At 60.3% G+C, this 16,326-nt stretch carries 13 protein-coding genes; 11 read left to right on the top strand and 2 right to left on the bottom strand.

All coding sequences use genetic code 11. The features are described from left to right. On the bottom strand, positions 1-750 hold the full coding sequence (locus tag IC37_RS00180; protein WP_030131039.1) for an SDR family oxidoreductase: 750 nt from the start codon (positions 748-750) through the stop codon (positions 1-3). Positions 751-1,070: 320 nt separating this feature from the next. Here IC37_RS00180 and IC37_RS00175 point away from each other — a divergent pair, with 320 nt between their 5' ends. From IC37_RS00175 to IC37_RS00130, 10 genes are all read left to right on the top strand, one after another. Then, the gene (locus IC37_RS00175; protein ID WP_030131040.1) at positions 1,071-1,862 is read left to right on the top strand and encodes a YfaP family protein; all 792 of its coding nucleotides are present in this window, start codon (positions 1,071-1,073) and stop codon (positions 1,860-1,862) included. 33 nt (positions 1,863-1,895) lie between these two features. Next, positions 1,896-3,608, top strand: coding sequence for a DUF2138 domain-containing protein (locus IC37_RS00170; protein WP_030131041.1), 1,713 nt, complete (start codon positions 1,896-1,898; stop codon positions 3,606-3,608). Beyond that, entirely contained in the window at positions 3,605-4,243 is a 639-nt protein-coding gene (locus IC37_RS00165; RefSeq protein ID WP_018925702.1) for a DUF1175 domain-containing protein, read from the top strand. Before IC37_RS00170 ends, IC37_RS00165 begins: the two co-directional genes overlap by 4 nt. After that, positions 4,240-8,814, top strand: a complete 4,575-nt coding sequence (locus IC37_RS00160) for an alpha-2-macroglobulin (protein ID WP_081729366.1) — start codon at positions 4,240-4,242, stop codon at positions 8,812-8,814. The genes IC37_RS00165 and IC37_RS00160 overlap by 4 nt, the downstream gene beginning before the upstream one ends. 1 nt (position 8,815) lies before the next feature. Beyond that, entirely contained in the window at positions 8,816-10,435 is a 1,620-nt protein-coding gene (locus tag IC37_RS00155; RefSeq protein WP_030131043.1) for a DUF2300 domain-containing protein, read from the top strand. Between the two features lie 3 nt (positions 10,436-10,438). Next, positions 10,439-11,254 carry a YfaP family protein gene (locus tag IC37_RS00150; RefSeq protein ID WP_030131044.1) on the top strand — a complete coding sequence of 272 codons (816 nt, stop codon included), beginning with the start codon at positions 10,439-10,441 and terminating at the stop codon, positions 11,252-11,254. Between the two features lie 90 nt (positions 11,255-11,344). Then, positions 11,345-12,355: a YhcG family protein gene (locus IC37_RS00145; RefSeq protein ID WP_030131045.1), complete on the top strand. Its 1,011-nt coding sequence runs from the start codon at positions 11,345-11,347 to the stop codon at positions 12,353-12,355. A 440-nt stretch (positions 12,356-12,795) separates the two neighbouring features. Beyond that, positions 12,796-13,071, top strand: coding sequence for a hypothetical protein (locus IC37_RS00140; protein ID WP_256580593.1), 276 nt, complete (start codon positions 12,796-12,798; stop codon positions 13,069-13,071). A 70-nt stretch (positions 13,072-13,141) separates the two neighbouring features. Beyond that, entirely contained in the window at positions 13,142-13,492 is a 351-nt protein-coding gene (locus IC37_RS00135) for a DUF6152 family protein (RefSeq protein ID WP_030131047.1), read from the top strand. Beyond that, positions 13,492-14,004 (top strand): DUF6644 family protein, encoded by a 513-nt coding sequence (locus IC37_RS00130; RefSeq protein ID WP_030131048.1) that lies wholly within the window; start codon positions 13,492-13,494, stop codon positions 14,002-14,004. The genes IC37_RS00135 and IC37_RS00130 overlap by 1 nt, the downstream gene beginning before the upstream one ends. Before the next feature lie 2 nt (positions 14,005-14,006). Here IC37_RS00130 and IC37_RS00125 read toward each other — a convergent pair whose 3' ends face one another. Continuing rightward, positions 14,007-14,795: an alpha/beta hydrolase gene (locus tag IC37_RS00125; RefSeq protein WP_030131049.1), complete on the bottom strand. Its 789-nt coding sequence runs from the start codon at positions 14,793-14,795 to the stop codon at positions 14,007-14,009. Positions 14,796-15,038: 243 nt separating this feature from the next. Between IC37_RS00125 and IC37_RS00120 the strand changes: the two genes are divergently transcribed. Further along, positions 15,039-16,262: an NTP/NDP exchange transporter gene (locus IC37_RS00120; RefSeq protein WP_051414846.1), complete on the top strand. Its 1,224-nt coding sequence runs from the start codon at positions 15,039-15,041 to the stop codon at positions 16,260-16,262. Positions 16,263-16,326 lie beyond the last annotated feature (64 nt).

The raw sequence follows: 16,326 nt of genomic DNA, 5'->3' as shown, positions 1-16,326 counted from the left end.
TCAAACGCTGCTCTTGAGCCAGGTTTCGAAGCGCGTCGGCCCGACGATGGGGTGCTCTCCCGGCGTCAGCGAGTGGTCATCGATCGGCGCACCGAAGTAGGGGACCGTGTCGTCCGGTTGGGCCTGGCGCGGGTCGTTAGTGTGTTGCAAAAACAAGCGCACGAATTCCACCAGCGGCCAGCGTTCAGGGCCGGCCACTTCCAGGGTCTGGTTGTTCGGCGCTTGTACCGCGACTTTCGCCAGCGCCGTCGCGACATCGACCGCGGCAATCGGTTGCAGCTCGGCGGAGGTCAAACGCACGGTGTCGCCTTCTTGCACGCCTGAGTACGAAATGGCTCCGATGAATTCGAAAAACTGCGTGGCCCGCAGGATTGTGTAAGGTATGCCTGAGTTTTTGATGAGTGTTTCCTGCGCCATTTTCGCCCGGAAGTAACCACTGTCCAGCATGCGTTCAGTGCCCACCACCGACAGGGCGACATGGTGTTTGATGCCTGCGGTTTTCTCGGCGGCAAGCAGGTTGCGCCCGCTGGTTTCGAAGAAATCGAGCACGGCGGCGTCTTCGAAGGAGGGCGAGTTGGCCACGTCGACCACCACGTCGGCGCCTTGCAAGGCGTTTTGTAATCCTTCGCCGGTGAGGGCGTTGACGCCGGTGCTCGGTGATGCGGCCAGGGTTTCATGCCCCAGGTCTTGCAGGTTTTTGCACAGGTGTCTGCCGATCAGCCCGGTACCGCCAATGACGACGATTTTCATGTTCAATCTCTCGATGCGTGCGCAGTGGGTGTAGTGGCTTTAAATCCTGCAACCATTAAAGACCCGGAATCTGCTGAATGACGGCGGGGGCGACGATCGGGTTATCGGAGAAAATACAACCTGGTTCACAAAAAGATCAGAAAATTGCACTGCTGGCAATGTTATATTGCCGACCTCTGGCCTAATGCCAGCCTGGCTCCTACAGACTGGCATTAGCTTCTGGCCCCTCATTTTTTGAAGCTCGAAGGCCCAGCAGTCAAAGTCAAACACCGCGCCGAGGATCGGGCGCCAGGTTTCGTATGCATGGCAGGAGGCGTTACATGCGTTGTGTTCTTTCACTGCTGATCTCGCTGGTCTGCGCCCAGGTGGCATGGGCCGAGCCCACGGCCGAGTTGTCGGAACCGGTGGGCGGCTGGCGTTATCACGGCCTGCTGGACCGCAGCGAAAACCCCCGCGTCGCCTATCCCACGCCGCCCATCGACCGGGGCGTGCAGCGCAATCGCACGATGATCGAAGGCCAACTCAAGGCCCTCGGCACGCTCCGTCCGCCGCACAGCCTGGCGGTCAACGGCAATCCCCTGAATCTGTACACCGACGACCAAGGGCGTTTTGCCCGGCCGTATGCGTTCGGCGCCGGGTCCAACAGCGTCGAAGTACGCAGTTCCGAGGGCAAGTCGCTCAAGCGCGTTCAATTCTATGAAGCCAACAACCTGCGCACGCCGGCGCGCATTCGCGTGGTGCTGGGCTGGGACGATCCCAAGGCTGAACTCGATCTGCACATCATTACCCCCGACGGCCAACATGCGTTCTGGGCTCGTCCGGCGATGAGCAACGGCGGCGGTCTGGACCCGGACGGGGTCGATGGCCCCGGCCCGGAGATGTTCACCATGACTGCGCCGATGCATGGCACGTATCTGGTTTACGTGAACTATTGGGGCAACTTCGGCAGCGGCGGCTATAACTTCGATGAGACCAGCAACCAGAACGAGGTGATCACCTCGCAAATCAATCTGGTACTCAACGAAAACACCGTCGACGAAAAACGCGAGACGTTCATCGTGCCCTTGCGGGCGATCGGCGACCTGCTGCTGGTCAAGACTTTCAACTATTAAACATCCCGCACCACGGATGAATTGGGTTTGAACATGAGTGATAAGACAGTTTCGCCGGCCGCCGACACGCCAGCCGCCAAATCTCCTCGCCGTTGGCCAACGCTGCTGGTCGGGCTGTGCCTGGTGGCTGGCGTGGCGGGCGGGTTAGGGTGGTTCCTGAACAAACCCAAGGCTCCGCCTGCGGAACTGGCCAGTGACAAACTGGGCATGAGCCGGCCGGACGGTCTGCTCGAAACCCATTCCCTGAGTCAACTGCCCAAGGATTTGCTGGCGGTGCCGTTTCTCAAGGAAACCCTGACCGAAGATTTCGTCTTCTATTACGAAGCCCACGCCGACCGCCTCGGTTTGATTGGCAGTCTGCGGCGGATCATTTACGAACATGACCTGAAATTGCAGGACAGCCTGATCGAGCAGCTGTTCGATCAACCGGCGGATGTGGCGCTGTGGCGCGGGGCGGATGGGCGTCTCAAGGATTTCCTGTTGGTGATGGATCGCGGCGGGCTGGTCAAGGTGCTGGAGCCGTTGGCGAAAGTGGCGCTGGATGATACGCAGCTGAGCAAACTCAGCGAGGTGAAAGTCGGCACCGACGCCGTCACGCTTTATCAGCTCAACTACAACGCCAGCAAGTCATTGGTGTTCGCCTCCCATGGCGACAAACTGGTGGTGCTGTCCAATCCGGCCAAGCTCTACGATCCGGAAAACGGCGCCTCGGAGGACACCGGCAGCGTTTCGACCAAAGCCATTGCCGCCTTGCTCAACGGCGACAAACTGTTCCCCGAAGCCTTCGGCCTGCCACCGCGTACGCCCGAGGTGAAACAACGTCTCTCGGTCAATTCCAGCGTTTTGGCCATGGGTTACCAGCGCTTCATCCCGAATTTCGCCGGCCTGCGTTTCGACATGGACGACAAGGGCTGGCACAGCTTCCTCGCCATGGACGAAGTGGAAAACCAACCAGACTTCGACTTCAAACCGATCTGGCAAGCCATGCCGATGGGCGCCAGTGCCTGCGTGGCCTTGCCACTGGCCGCCGAACAACAGAAACCGCTGCTGGTGAAACTCGGTGCCGACGACGCCGTGGCCCAAGCCCTGACCGAACACATGGACGGTGCCGCCGGCTTGTGCTGGTACGCCGAGTCGCGGCTGTACACGCCGCTGCTGGTGGCCAGCCTGAATGACGATGACAGCGCCAAACTCAACGACGACCTGGGTAACCTGTTCGGCTCAATGGTCGGCGCCTACGAAGGCAACGTCGCCGATCACGCGTTCCCGGTGGTCGAGAAACAGCAAGGCCAGACCCATCAGTGGCAGCGCCAGGTCAGTTCCAATTTCGGTCCCTATAAGGCCAAGGATGCCGAGCAACCGGACGCGATCACCGGCAAAGCCTTTATGCGCGTAAGCCTGGCGCGCCACGGTTCGACGCTGCTGTTTTCCCTCGACGACAAACTCGTCGACAAAGCCCTCGGCACCCTCGACAAACGCTTCCCGCCGCTGGCTGACGTGCTGCCGAAAGACCTGCTGATGCCGATCTATTTCGGTCCGGATTCCATGGCGCAACTGATGCAACAGGAAACCCTCGACAGCCTGCCGCAGGACATGGAACCGGTGTTCTACAACGCCGCGCAAACCTACCTGATCCCGAAACTGCGCACCCTCGGCGGCTACGGCAAATACGCCCTGACCTTGCCCAAAGGCAGCGAGCCCGACGGCCATTGGCAGTGGCTGCCGCTGGAGTGGAAGGCCCTGTGACCGCACTCATCCGAGGCCTCGGCCTGCTGGCGTTGTTGCTGGGGACTCGCACCTTTGCCAGCGAAGCCGCAGCGCTTGACCCGCAGCAATCCCAGGTATTCCGCGCCTGGTTCGTGCGCATCGCCCAGGAACAACTGACCCAAGGCCCGAGCCCGCGCTGGTATCAGCAGGACTGCGCGGGGCTGGTGCGATTCGCCGCCAACGAAGCGCTGAAGGTCCATGACGATAAATGGCTGCGCAGCAATGGCCTGTCCAATCGCTACCTGCCGCCGGAACTGCAACTGAGCGACGCCCAACGCGGCCTCGCCCAGCAATGGCAGCAGGGCGGCGGCAAGGTCGGGCCCTACGTCAACGCGATCAAACTGATCCAGTTCAACAGCCATCTGGTCGGTCGCGATCTGGCCCAGGCCCGGCCCGGCGACCTTATGTTCTTCGATCAAGGCGACGACCAGCACCTGATGATCTGGATGGGCCGTTTCATTGCCTATCACACCGGCACTACTACCCCGACTGACAACGGCATGCGCTCCGCAAGCCTGCAGCAACTCATGACATGGAAGGACACCCGATGGATACCCGACGCAGCCAACCCCAACTTCATCGGCGTCTATCGACTGAACTTCCTCTCCCAATGATCGGTGCCCGCATGCTGCGCATTTGCTCTCGAATTCCACTGCTGCTGGCCCTGCTGGCTCCATTAGCCACGGTCAATGCTGAAGACACCGTCGAGCCGAGCGGCTATACGCCGGTGGCCGGTGAGAGTTTCTTCCTGCTGGCCGACAGCAGTTTCGCCAGCGACGAACAGGCGATGGTTCGCCTCGAAGCGCCGGGCCGCGATTACCGCCGGTTCCGCATGGAGCCTTACGGCGGCGCGGACATTCGTGTGTATCGCATCGACAAGCCGCTGGATTTCCTCAAGCGCCAGAAGAACCTGCACCGTGTGGTCAGTGACGGCCAGTTCAAGGGCGAGGGCCTGTCGAACACCCTCGCGTATTTGTGGGACAACTGGTACCGCAAATCCCGTCGGGTGATGCAGCGAGCGTTCTCCTACGAATCGCGCAAACAAGTCACCGAGGAAGTGCCGGAACTGAAGATGGGCACCGCCATCGCCGCGCCAACGCCTTACGACGCACAGCCGCAATTCGCGTTGATTCCGGGCCTGCCGGTGGTCAGTCAATTCCGTTATCCGTTGTGGCAAGCCAAACCGATCCAACCGCCTGAGGGCGTGAACCTGGCCGGTTCTTCCAGCGAGTTCGTCAGTGTCTCGCCGGGCAACGTGTACATCCCGTTGGGCAACCTGAAGCCGGGCCTGTATCTGGTGGAAGCACTGATCGGCAAGTACCGCGCGACCACCATGGTTTTCGTCTCCAACACTGTGGCCGTGAGCAAGATTGCCGGCGATGAATTGCTGGTGTGGGCCGCGCGCAAACACGAAGGCAGTTCGGTGCCCAAGGTCAATGTGCTGTGGACCGACGGCCTGGGCGTGATGAGCAGCGGCGCTACTGACGCCGACGGTTTGCTGCGTCTGAAACACGTCAGCCCGGAGCGCTCGTTCGTGATCGGCGAGGACGAAGAGGGCGGGGTGTTCGTCTCCGAGAACTTCTATTACGACAGCGAAATCTACGACACCAAACTCTATGCGTTCACCGACCGACCGCTGTATCGGCCGGGGGATTGGGTGTCGCTGAAAATCGTCGGCCGCGAGTTCAAGAATGCACGGGATTCCGTGGCACCGACCGCTGCCGACGTCAATGTGACCGTGCTCGATGCCACGGGCACCGCGCTGCAATCGCTGGCGCTGAAGCTCGATTCCAAGGCCGGTACTCAGGGGCGTTTCCAGTTGCCGGACAACGCGGTGGCGGGCGGTTATGAGCTGCGTTTCAGCTACAAGGATCAGGCCTACAGCAGCGCCTTCCGCGTCGCGGAATACATCAAGCCGCATTTCGAGATTTCCCTGAACCTGGCGAAGCAGGATTACCGCACCGGCGAACCGGTGAAGGGCAGTCTGGTGTTGCTGTACCCGGACGGCAAACCTGTTGCGAATGCCAAGTTGAGCCTGAGCCTGCGCGCCCAACAATTGTCGATGGTCGATAACGAGCTGCAATACCTCGGGCAATTCCCGGTGGAGCTGACCAGCGCCGAATTGACCACCGATTCCAAGGGCAACGCGAGCCTCGATCTGCCCGCTGCCGAGAAACCGAGCCGCTACATGCTCACCGTGTTCGCCAGCGACGGCGCGGCGTATCGGGTCAAGACCACCAAGGAAATCCTCATCGACCGCGGTGCCGCGAGTTTCCGCCTGAGCGCGCCTCAGCGGTTCAGCGCGGTGGGCGGCAAGGTTGCATTCAGCTATGCCAACGAAGGTGGCAGCGAGCAGAGCAAAGCGGTCAACCCGAGCAGCTACAGCTGGGTGCGACTCGAAGATCAGACCACTGGCGAAGGTAAACTCGCCGCCAAAGATAAAGGCTTCACCCTGGCCTTCGACCGTCCGGGCACTTACAACCTGACGCTGAAGGATGATCACGGCCGCGTGCTTGGCGCGACCGGTCATTCGGTCACCGGCGATGGCGTCAAAGCCGTGCCCGGCACCGTGGAAATCGTCCTCGATAAACCCGAGTACAAGGCGGGCGACGAAGCGCTCGCGTTGATCACTTTCCCCGAGCCGATTATCGATGCGCTGGTGTCGCTCGAGCGCGACAAGGTCGAGGCCACCGCGCTGCTGTCCAAGGGCAGCGACTGGCTGAAGATGGAAAAAATCAGCGACACCCAATACCGCGCGCGCATCCTGGTGAAGGACAACTTCGCGCCGAACCTGACGTTCTCCGTGCTCTACACCAAGGGCGGTCAGTACAGCTTTCAGAACGCTGGCATCAAGGTGGTTGCGCCGCAAATCGACGTGACCATCACCACCGACAAAGAGGCGTATCAGCCCGGCGATACCGTGTCGGTTGACCTGACCACGCAGTTCGCCGGCAAGCCGATTCCGGCGCACCTCACGGTCAGCGTGGTCGACGAAATGGTCTACGCGCTGCAACCGGAAGTCGCGCCGACCATCGACCAGTTCTTCTATCACCCACGCCGCAACAACGTGCGCACCAGCGCCAGTTTGTCGTTCATCAGCTACGACGTGGCATTGCCGGGCAGCCCAGGCGCACCGGGCAAAGCCAACCGCAGCGAGCGTGGCGTGAAAGTGCTGGAGCGGCCGCGTCGCGAAGACGTCGACACCGCCGCGTGGCAGCCTGAATTGATCACCGATGCGAATGGCAAAACCCGCTTTACCTTCAAAATGCCGGACTCGCTGACCCGCTGGCGCATCACCGCCCGCGCCATCGCCGATGACGGCCAGGTCGGGCAGAAGAAGCAATTTGTCCGCTCGGAAAAACCGCTGTACCTGAAGTGGAGCGGCCCGACCAAGTTCCGTAACGGCGACAAACCGGATCTCGGCGTGTTCGCTTTCAGTCAGGCCGAGAAACCGGTCAAGGCTGAGCTGGTGATTCATTACGCTGGCGCTGAGCAACGTGTACCGGTCACCTTGAACAACGGCATCAACTACATCGCATTGCCCGCGTTCACAGTGGCCAATGGCGAGTGGACCGCCGAACTGGTGCAGGATGGCAAAACTGCTGATGCCTTGGCAGTGCGCCTGACCGCGACCGGCGAAGGCTGGCAGGTGACCCAGAGTCAAAGCCTGGATGTGGCCAGCGGTGATACGCCGCTAGCGTTGCCGGCAGACGCCACGGATATTCGCCTGCGTCTGGACGACAGCCCGCAAGCGCTGTTCCGTTCGGCGCTTGATGATCTGCTGAGCTATCCGTACGGCGGCGTCGAACAGACCGCTAGCCGTCTGCTGCCGCTGAGCATCGCTTATCCGGCCTTGTCGTCGAACCCGCAGATCCGCGATCGTTTGCGTTTGATCATGCAGAACAGCCGCCTGCGTTTGGTGCAAATGGCCGGCCCGTCGGCGAGTTTCACTTGGTGGGGCTATGACGGTGAGCCGGATGCATTCTTGACCGCTTACGCCTATTACGCCGACTGGCACGCCAGTAAAGCGCTGGAACTGAGCCTGCCGCCGGAGCATTGGCAGCGGGTGCTGGAGGTGTACGCCAAGCAGTCGCAGAACACGCCGTTGTTGCAGCGTGCGCTGATTCTGTCGTTTGCCAAACAGATGCAATTGCCGGTGAACACGCTGCTCAGTGGTTTGATCGACGATCTGGTGAAAGCCGGCGAGGGCAATGCGGCGAGCATGATGGACGATGGCGCAGAGAGCCTGGTCATGAGCGATCCGGATTCGGCGTTGGGGCTGGCCAGCGCTCGAGTGCTGACCGCCTCGTTGGCGCGTCAGGCCAAGGTCAATTTGCCGTCGGCGTTCAATGGTCAATTGGAGGCTGCGCAACAACAAGTCGCCGTCAGCTCTCAACCATTTGTCGAAGCGCTGAACCTGTCGCTGCAAGCTTTCGATCAGGCGCATGCGCAAACGTTGTTGCAACGCCTGTTGCCGCAGCAATCGACCCTGGAACGTGCCTTGGCGCTGACCTGGCTGCAACGCAGCATTGAGCAGGCCTCGCCTACCATCGCGCTGGCACCGGGTGAAGGCTGGAAGAAAGAGCACAGTGATACCGGTGAGATGTATTGGACGTGGCAGGGGGCTGTGCCCGTGCCGACAGTGTTGTCGCTGACCGGGGAGCAAGAACGCCCGCTTCGCGCCGCGTTGAGCTTCCAGAGCAAGCAACCCCCGGTGGACCCAATGGCCGTGACCATCACTCGTCGTCTGTCGCGTCTGGTGCCGGGTGACGAAGCGTTCGAATTCAAACTCGAAGCTGTCGGCAGCAAACCGTTGTCCAGCGACAGCCTGTACCTGGACGAAGTGATCATCACCAGCAAGGCTGCGAAACCGCTGCGCTACGGCATGCTCGAAGTGCCGCTGCCACCGGGCGCGGACGTCGAGCGCACCACGTGGGGCATCAAGCTGATGGGCAAGGCCGGCACCGAGCCGACCTCGCTGGAGAAGGCCCGTTTCGAACCGGGGCAACTGGCTTACGCGATCCCGGTGGATGCCTTGAGCGGTGAATTGCGCCTGCGTCATCTGGTGCGCTTCTCGCAAAAAGGTCAGTTCAATTTGCCGCCGGTGCGTTTCACTCAAGTCTATGCGCCACAGCATCAGGCCCAGGAACAGAAGCCGGCGCTCGGTCAGGTCACGGTCCACTGACATGCCCCGGCGTTTGGTCTGGTGGCTGCTGTGTTTGATGCCTGCGCTGGCGACAGCGCAGGACGAGCCGTTGCGCCTGGGCTTCAAGGGTGAATTGCTTTCGTTGAGCCCAACGCAGGTGATCTCGCGTGAGCCATTGCCTGCTGATGTGCAGACGCCGCTGGGCAGTTTGTGGAAGCTGTTTGTCTACGGCTGGCTGGTGGACACCGGCGCGCGGGAACCGGCATATGAGTGTCGCGGGCAATCGAAGGACGAAGTGTATTGCTGCATGGCGGGCGGCAGGATTGAGCGCGATCAGGCGTTGGTGAAGTCTTGCGGGTTATATTTTGAACCTGCGCGTCTGGGCATTGCTGGCGCTGATTGGCGCGAGTATTGGCAGGCGAGACAAGCGCCGAAGTGGTTGCTGGACTTGCCGTCGTTGCAACCGCAGACCCGGGTTTCGGTGGCTGAGTTGCTGAAGGTATTGGCCGTGATGCCGGCCCAGGATCAGGCCCGAAGAGTGTTGCTCGATGTGGTGCTGAATGCGGCTGACGGCAATGTCGTGGGCGAACTCGGTGGCCGGTTGCGGGTGAAAACCTGGAGCTGGCTGGGGGATCAGGATCCTTCGTCGCGACAGGGCGGGTTCGCTGGCTGGACGGCGGACGGCACACCGATCTGGGCCGGTGGGCGTGGTACCAGTCAAATGGTCTTGCGCAATTTTGGGCAGTCGCTGGCGACGGTGTTGCCTTTGTCATGGCCTGCCGAGGCGGGGAAGTGCGTTGAGGTCGGACTGTTCGCGCGTTATCCGCTGAAACGCGTGCTGTCGGGGGATCGCGTGTTAGCGCCTGGGCCTTTGCAAGGTGACTATCGCGTCGAGTTCGCCAACGGCAATCAACTCGAAATTCACAGCGACGGCGAGTTGTTCTTGCTCAAAGACAAACTCGTCGCCCGCCTGGACCGCGAAGAGTACGTCGCCCGCGTCCTGCAGCGCGAAGCCAGACCCGAACCCGCCGAAGCCGCCAAAGCCTTGAGCGTCGCAATCCGCACCTACCTGCTGCAAAACGCTACCCGCAACGGCGATTGCCTGAGCATCGATGACAGCAGCAGCCGACAACGCGTCGCCCCACGCCCGGCCGCGACCGAGTCGCGCAACATCGCCGCCTGGACCAGCGACCTCGTCCTCGCCGGCAGCACCGTCACCTATCACTCCGACCAACCGGGGCCGGACAAGCTCTCCTGGCAGCAAGCCGTCGAACAGGCCAATGCCGGTCAACGCTACGACGCCATCCTGCTGCACGCTTATCCGCGCGCGAGCCTCAGCCGCTGGGACAACCCCGTCGCTTCCTGCGACGCATTGCCCGCGGCCCAAGACTGGCTGCTGAGCCAACGCCGCAGCTGGCGTCCGCGGTTGGAAAGCGAGGTCGGCTACAACGAAGTCGGCACTTTCGCCGTCTGCCGCCTGGCTTTCGGCCGTCCTTTTGTCGACCGCGAACGCCAGCGCATTTACGTGCGTGGCGTGCTGTCGCTGCAAGACCGCCTCGACCTGACCCACGAATACCTGCACCTGGCCTTCGAAGCACACCCCAACGGCCAGGATGAAACCTACATCGAAGGGCTCGCCCGCCACCTCTTGCTGGAATAGGCCATGAAACTCCGTTACCCACAGGTCCTCCTGTTCCTTTGTTCCTTTTGCGTATGGCCGACCACGTTCGCCGCCGATAGCGCGGTCAAACTCGACACGCCCGTTGGCGGCTGGCGCACGGGCGCGCCCGAAGGCGAAGGTGAAAATTTTCGGCAGAAGGTGAATTACCCGGCTTCCTCGGTCAACACACCGGTAGGGCAGGCCAACACTGCTCGCATCACCGGCCAGATCAAATCCGCCCCGAAGGACAATGAGCCCGGCAAGCTGATCGTCAACGGCGTCAGCATGCCGCTGAAAATTGACCCCGCCGGCCGCTACGATCGCCCGTTCTCATTCCCCAACGGCAGCAACAGCGTTGAAGTCCGCAGCCCCGATGGTCAACAACGCCACCGCACCCAATTCCTCAACACCAGCGGCGGCGCCACCCCGGCCAAGTTGCGCGTGCTGCTGGCGTGGGACAGCGACGGCACCGACCTCGACCTGCACCTCGTCACGCCTGACGGCGGCCACATCTGGTACGGCGACCGCGTCGCGGCCAACGGCGGCGCACTCGACGTCGACGTCACCACCGGCTACGGCCCCGAAATCTTCGCCATGCCGGCGCCGATCAAGGGGCAATACCTGGTGTACGTGAACTACTACGGTGGCGGGTATCGCAGTGATGATGAAGGGCAGGAAGAGGCTCAGCAGGCGTTGACCACTGCGCACATCACGGTGATTACGGAAGAGGGGACGCCGAACGAGAAGATGGAAACGTTCCTGGTGCCGATGCGGGCGGCGGGGGAGTTGATGTTGGTTAAGGGGTTTAGTTATCCGTGAGTCTGTTTCACTTCGACACACATCGTGATTATTATTTCGGGTTGAGGAGTACTAGAAAGGTCGTCACCTACTAAACAGGAACGCCTTCACGTGAATGACCTCAGCGCTACTGCGCCATCCGTTGGTGCAAGCTTTAACGAAATCACGCAACTGATCGTCACTGCCCGGCAGCGAGCGGTGCAGGCAGTCAACACCGAGTTGATTGAATTGCATTGGCAGGTCGGGGCTTACATCAGCCGGAAGATCGAAGCCGCGGAGTGGGGGGATGGAGTGGTCGCTCAATTGGCTACTCACCTCGCTCTTACTCAGCCGGGATTGCGTGGTTTTACCAGAGCTAATCTCTTTCGTATGCGCAAGTTTTACGAGGCATACAGGCATGACCCAATTGTCGCAGCACTGCTGCGACAATTGCCTTGGACCCAAAACCTGATCATTCTCAACCAAAGCAAACGCCCGGAAGAACGTGAGTTTTACCTGCGCATGGCGATTCAGGAGAAGTGGTCGAGCCGCGAACTCGAACGTCAGTTCAAAGCCGCTCTGTTTGAGCGAAGCGTCATCAATCCCGCAAAAGTCTCGCCGTTGGTTAGGCAAACACATCCCGAAGCCTTGAGCGTGTTCAAGGACACCTACATGGTCGAGTTTCTCGATTTGGCGCACGGTCATGTCGAGTCTGATCTGCATGGTGGATTACTGCGCAGGCTCAGGGATTTTCTGATCGAGCTTGGGCGTGACTTTTGTTTCGTCGGTTCGCAGTATCCGTTGCAAGTTGGCGGCCGTGACTTTGCGTTGGACCTGCTCTTCTTCCATCGCGGGCTCAATTGCCTGGTGGCGATTGAGCTCAAGGTCGGGCGTTTCGAGCCAGAATATCTCGGCAAGCTGGACTTCTACCTTGAGGCGTTGGATCGCAACGTCCGTAAGCCCCATGAAAACCCGGCGTTCGGGGTCTTGCTGTGCGCCAGCAAAGATGACGAAGTCGTCGAGTACGCCCTGAACCGTTCACTTTCGCCCGCATTGATCGCGGAATATCAGACTCAGCTGCCTGACAAGAAACTGTTGCAGGCCAAGTTGCATGAGTTTTATGCGTTGAATGTTGACGAGTAAATCAGTGGTTATGTTTGAGGGTGTTCTTGCGGGCCTCTTCGCGAGCAAGCCCGCTCCCACATTTAATCTGCGGCGATCGCAAAAAATGGGTTCACAGCAGATCCCCTGTGGGAGCGGGCTTGCTCGCGAAGAGGCCGGCCCATCCACTACAAAACCCACAGTAAGACCGGTAAACAAGCACTGTTTAATCGACATCTCCAGATACTCACTCAGGCTACACATCCTTTCTACCGCGAGCCGGTTTCAGCCCGACCAGCCTTTTGTCTCGCTCAAGGAGAAAGCTGCCGCAGATCGTTGTCGTATCACCTGCAGGCCCACCGTTACGATCAGGGCGCTGATACGGTGGGCTGTGGGAAAGCCTGGCCTGTCGCATAGTCTTTAATTGCAGAGGAAGTGAAATGAGCGCGAGATCCATGCTGGGCATGTGGATGGTGGCTGTGATGAGCTCAGTCATCTTGACGCCGGCGTCAGCGGATCACTGGCGGGGCGGGCGCGAGGGGGGCGAGTGGAAGGACGAATACTGGGACGGGCCATGCAAGGTAAAGATCGAATCCAAAAACGATGAGTACAAGGAAGAGATCAAATGCCCGAATGGTCGCGGCGCCAATTGGCGTAGTGGAGAGTGGAAAGACGAGTACCGGGAGCGTGGCTGCAAGATCAAGATCGAAGCCAAGCGGGATGAGTACAAGAAAGAGGTCAAATGCGACGGCGATTGATCGATCGTTCGGGCTACGCTGTTCTCGCATGACTGATGTTAATCAATGTCTGCAACAGGAGGACCGCATCATGAAAGCCTTGCTCAAGAGCATTGGACTGTCATCGCTACTGGTGGCCACTGCGGCGTTCGCTCATCACGGCTGGAGTGAATACGACTCCAGCAAGTCCATGCAGCTGAACGGAACCATCGAGGAATCCGGTTATTCCCATCCGCACGGGTTCTTGCGTCTCAAAACCGCCGACAAGACGTGGATCATCGTTCTGGCACCGCCATCGCGCATGGAGAACCGTGGGCTGTCGAAGGACATGCTGAATGTCGGTACGACGGTTACCGTGGTCGGCTATCCGAATCGAAACAAACCCGAAGAACTGCGAGCCGAACGCATCACCATCGGCGATAAAACCACCGAGTTGCGCTGATGGACACCACAAGTGCCCGCGCGGGGACAGGTCCGGATAGCTGGCTGGACTGGCTGGATGATTCGCGACTTGGGCTGGCCATGCGCAGCGAGTTGTGGCTGTACCCGGTAGTCGAGGTGGTTCATATCATTGGCTTCGTGGTGCTTGTCGGCTCGGTTTTCATGTTCGATCTGCGGGTGCTGGGCCTATCAAAAGATATTCCGGTGACGGCGCTGGCTCGCCATTTGCTGAGATGGTCCGTCGCTGCCCTGGTATTGATCGTACCGGCTGGTCTGATGATGTTTACAGCCCATCCCCATGACTTCGCCACCAACAATATTTTCATTTTAAAGCTGTGCCTGATCGCTACGGCGGGCATCAACGCAGGCCTTTTTCACGTCGGTGTTTACCGTTCAGTCGGCCGGTGGAATACAGACATCGCGGCACCTGCAATGGCCAAAATGCAGGCAGTGCTCTCGATAGGGTTATGGGTCACTGTGGTGCTGTGCGGCCGACTGTTGGCTTACACCTGACTTCACAACGCGGAACCAAGAAGCTTGAGGTACTGCGGGCTCTCGGATATCGAGTTGTGGCCCGTGCCCGGTATCACCTGCAGCGTGGCCACGCCCTTGGCAAAATTCGTGTAGAGCTTTTCCGTGCTTGAGCGCGGTATGACTTCGTCGTGTTCGGCCGCGATCAACAGTGTCGGCATGGTGATATGAGACGCGTATCTCCAGGATTCGAACCTGTCCTGAAGCAGCCACTTTACCGGGAACCAGCGGAACTGGCGGGCGGCGAGGTCTTCAAGGCTGTTGTAGGGCGTGATCAGAATCAGCCGCGAAGCCGGGCGCTGGCTGGCGAGGCGTACGGCGACGCCCGAGCCCAGGCTGCGCCCGACCACGGCGATAGTGGGATGGGTGTTGTAGACCATGTCGAACAAGGTCATCGCATCGCGCTGAATCGCTTCCTCGGACGGCGACCCGGAACTGCCACCGTAGCCTCGGTAATGCAGCAAGTAGATCGCATGATCCGCAAAGGCCTGCGAGAAGCCGGGCAGATTACGGGAAACGTCCTCGGCATTGCCGCCAAAGTAGATCAACGCCTTCGGACCGGCGTGCGGTCTGACAGTCACCAGCACCTGCGCATCGGCGACTTGCAGCGTCAGCAGTGTTTCGGGCGCGTCCATAGCGCGTGGTTGCGGGTAGTAAATGAGGGCGCGTTGAAACACGAACAGCGCTGCGCAGAGCACCAGGTACGCAACGGCAACGAATACGAAGAGAGACATCAGGGTTCGCGACATTCGACTAACTTTAGTGGGCGACATGGACTAATACTGGTCAGTTAAGGAGCCGCTCCCACATGACTGGGCATTAGACGACATTGACTGTTTTGGGCCTTAAGACAGCTATTGCTTGAGTGTTGCAAGAGTGTAGTTCAGCAATTTCAGCTGTACAGGAGAGGTGCCCATGGTTCGAAGTTCGTACCTGGAAGCTGCGGGCGCTGCGCCGTGACGGCCACCGACGCGCTGAAATGGGTCAAGGTTCTGCCATCCGAACGAACGGCCCTGATGTTGGGTTTCGCCTTCCATTTCTGCGTGCTCGCCAGTTATTACCTGGTGCGACCCTTGCGCGATGCCTTGGGTCTTGAGGGCGGTGCCGACAAGTTGCAGTGGCTGTTCACCGCCACTTTCGTGGTGATGCTGGTGATGGTGCCGCTGTTTGGCGCGCTGGTTTCGCGGCTGCCTGCCATGCGCTTCGTGCCGTTGATCTATCGCTTGATCGCCTTGTCGATGCTGGTGTTTGGCGTGTTGATCGCTCAGCGCATTGCGCCGGTGACAGTGGGGCGAGTTTTTTTCGTCTGGATCAGCATCTACAACCTGTTCATCGTTTCGATTTTCTGGAGCGTGCTGGTCGACCGCTTTTCCAGTGAACAAGGGCGGCGGCTGTTCGGTTTCATTGCGGCGGGTGGCACCCTGGGCACGTTCATCGGGCCGTTGCTGGCCGCGACCATGGCCACCCGTCTTGGGCCGCTGGCATTGACCGTCGCGGCGGCTGTGCTGCTGGAATGTGCGGTGCGCTGCTATCGGGCGCTGTTGTCGCGCACAGCGTCGCAGTCTGGCAGCCGCTGGCTGGATGAGCGGCGCATGGGCGGCAGCATGCTGGCCGGGATCACACTGATCCTGCGCTCGCGCTATCTGATGGGGCTGGTGCTGTTCATGTTGTTGCACACCAGTGCCGCGACCTTGCTGTATTTCGAACAGGGACGGATTGTCGCTGGCAGCTATGCTGATGTGGCCAGCAGGACGCAATTCTTCGCCATCGTCGATTTGATCGTGTCGGCGCTGACGTTGCTATTTCAACTGCTGCTGACCGCACCGTTGATCCGCCTGATCGGTATCGGCGGGGCGCTGGTGGCATTGCCGTTGGCGACGATTGTGGCGTTTAGCGCCATGGCCCTGGCGCCCGAGCCTGCAACCGTCGCGCTGGCGCAAGGGCTGCGCCGCGCCGTCGAGTTCGCCATCGTGCGCCCGGCGCGAGAAGTGCTGTGGACGGTGGTGAGCCGCGAGGAAAAGTACAAGGCCAAGAATGTGATCGAAACCCTGGTGTATCGCGGCGGCGATGCCGCCAGTGGCTGGCTCTCCGCCGGGTTGACGGTACTGGGCGCGGGGTTTGGTCTGGTGGCGGTGGTGATCGTGCCGTTTGCCGGGCTGTGGGGCTGGTTATGTCTGTGGCTGGCCAGACGACAAGAACAAAGGGCGACCATGAATGAACAGTCAGGGGGAATTCCATGACCGATCCTGCTGTCTTCACGCGTAGAAAACTACTCACGCTGGCTGCCGGTGTTTCGGCGGTCTT

Origin of the sequence: Pseudomonas sp. QTF5 (genome assembly GCF_000512695.2) — a bacterium.
GTDB lineage: Bacteria > Pseudomonadota > Gammaproteobacteria > Pseudomonadales > Pseudomonadaceae > Aquipseudomonas.
This window is presented reverse-complemented; position numbering and strand designations above follow the sequence as displayed.

Bases quoted from the DNA above. Each gene is read 5' to 3' on its own strand.
- IC37_RS00180 (WP_030131039.1), bottom strand. From the start codon at position 750: ATGAAAATCGTCGTCATTGGCGGTACCGGGCTGATCGGCAGACACCTG.
- IC37_RS00175 (WP_030131040.1), top strand. From the start codon at position 1,071: ATGCGTTGTGTTCTTTCACTGCTGATCTCGCTGGTCTGCGCCCAGGTG.
- IC37_RS00170 (WP_030131041.1), top strand. From the start codon at position 1,896: ATGAGTGATAAGACAGTTTCGCCGGCCGCCGACACGCCAGCCGCCAAA.
- IC37_RS00160 (WP_081729366.1), top strand. From the start codon at position 4,240: ATGATCGGTGCCCGCATGCTGCGCATTTGCTCTCGAATTCCACTGCTG.
- IC37_RS00155 (WP_030131043.1), top strand. From the start codon at position 8,816: ATGCCCCGGCGTTTGGTCTGGTGGCTGCTGTGTTTGATGCCTGCGCTG.
- IC37_RS00150 (WP_030131044.1), top strand. From the start codon at position 10,439: ATGAAACTCCGTTACCCACAGGTCCTCCTGTTCCTTTGTTCCTTTTGC.
- IC37_RS00140 (WP_256580593.1), top strand. From the start codon at position 12,796: ATGAGCTCAGTCATCTTGACGCCGGCGTCAGCGGATCACTGGCGGGGC.
- IC37_RS00135 (WP_030131047.1), top strand. From the start codon at position 13,142: ATGAAAGCCTTGCTCAAGAGCATTGGACTGTCATCGCTACTGGTGGCC.
- IC37_RS00130 (WP_030131048.1), top strand. From the start codon at position 13,492: ATGGACACCACAAGTGCCCGCGCGGGGACAGGTCCGGATAGCTGGCTG.
- IC37_RS00125 (WP_030131049.1), bottom strand. From the start codon at position 14,795: ATGTCGCCCACTAAAGTTAGTCGAATGTCGCGAACCCTGATGTCTCTC.
- IC37_RS00120 (WP_051414846.1), top strand. From the start codon at position 15,039: ATGTTGGGTTTCGCCTTCCATTTCTGCGTGCTCGCCAGTTATTACCTG.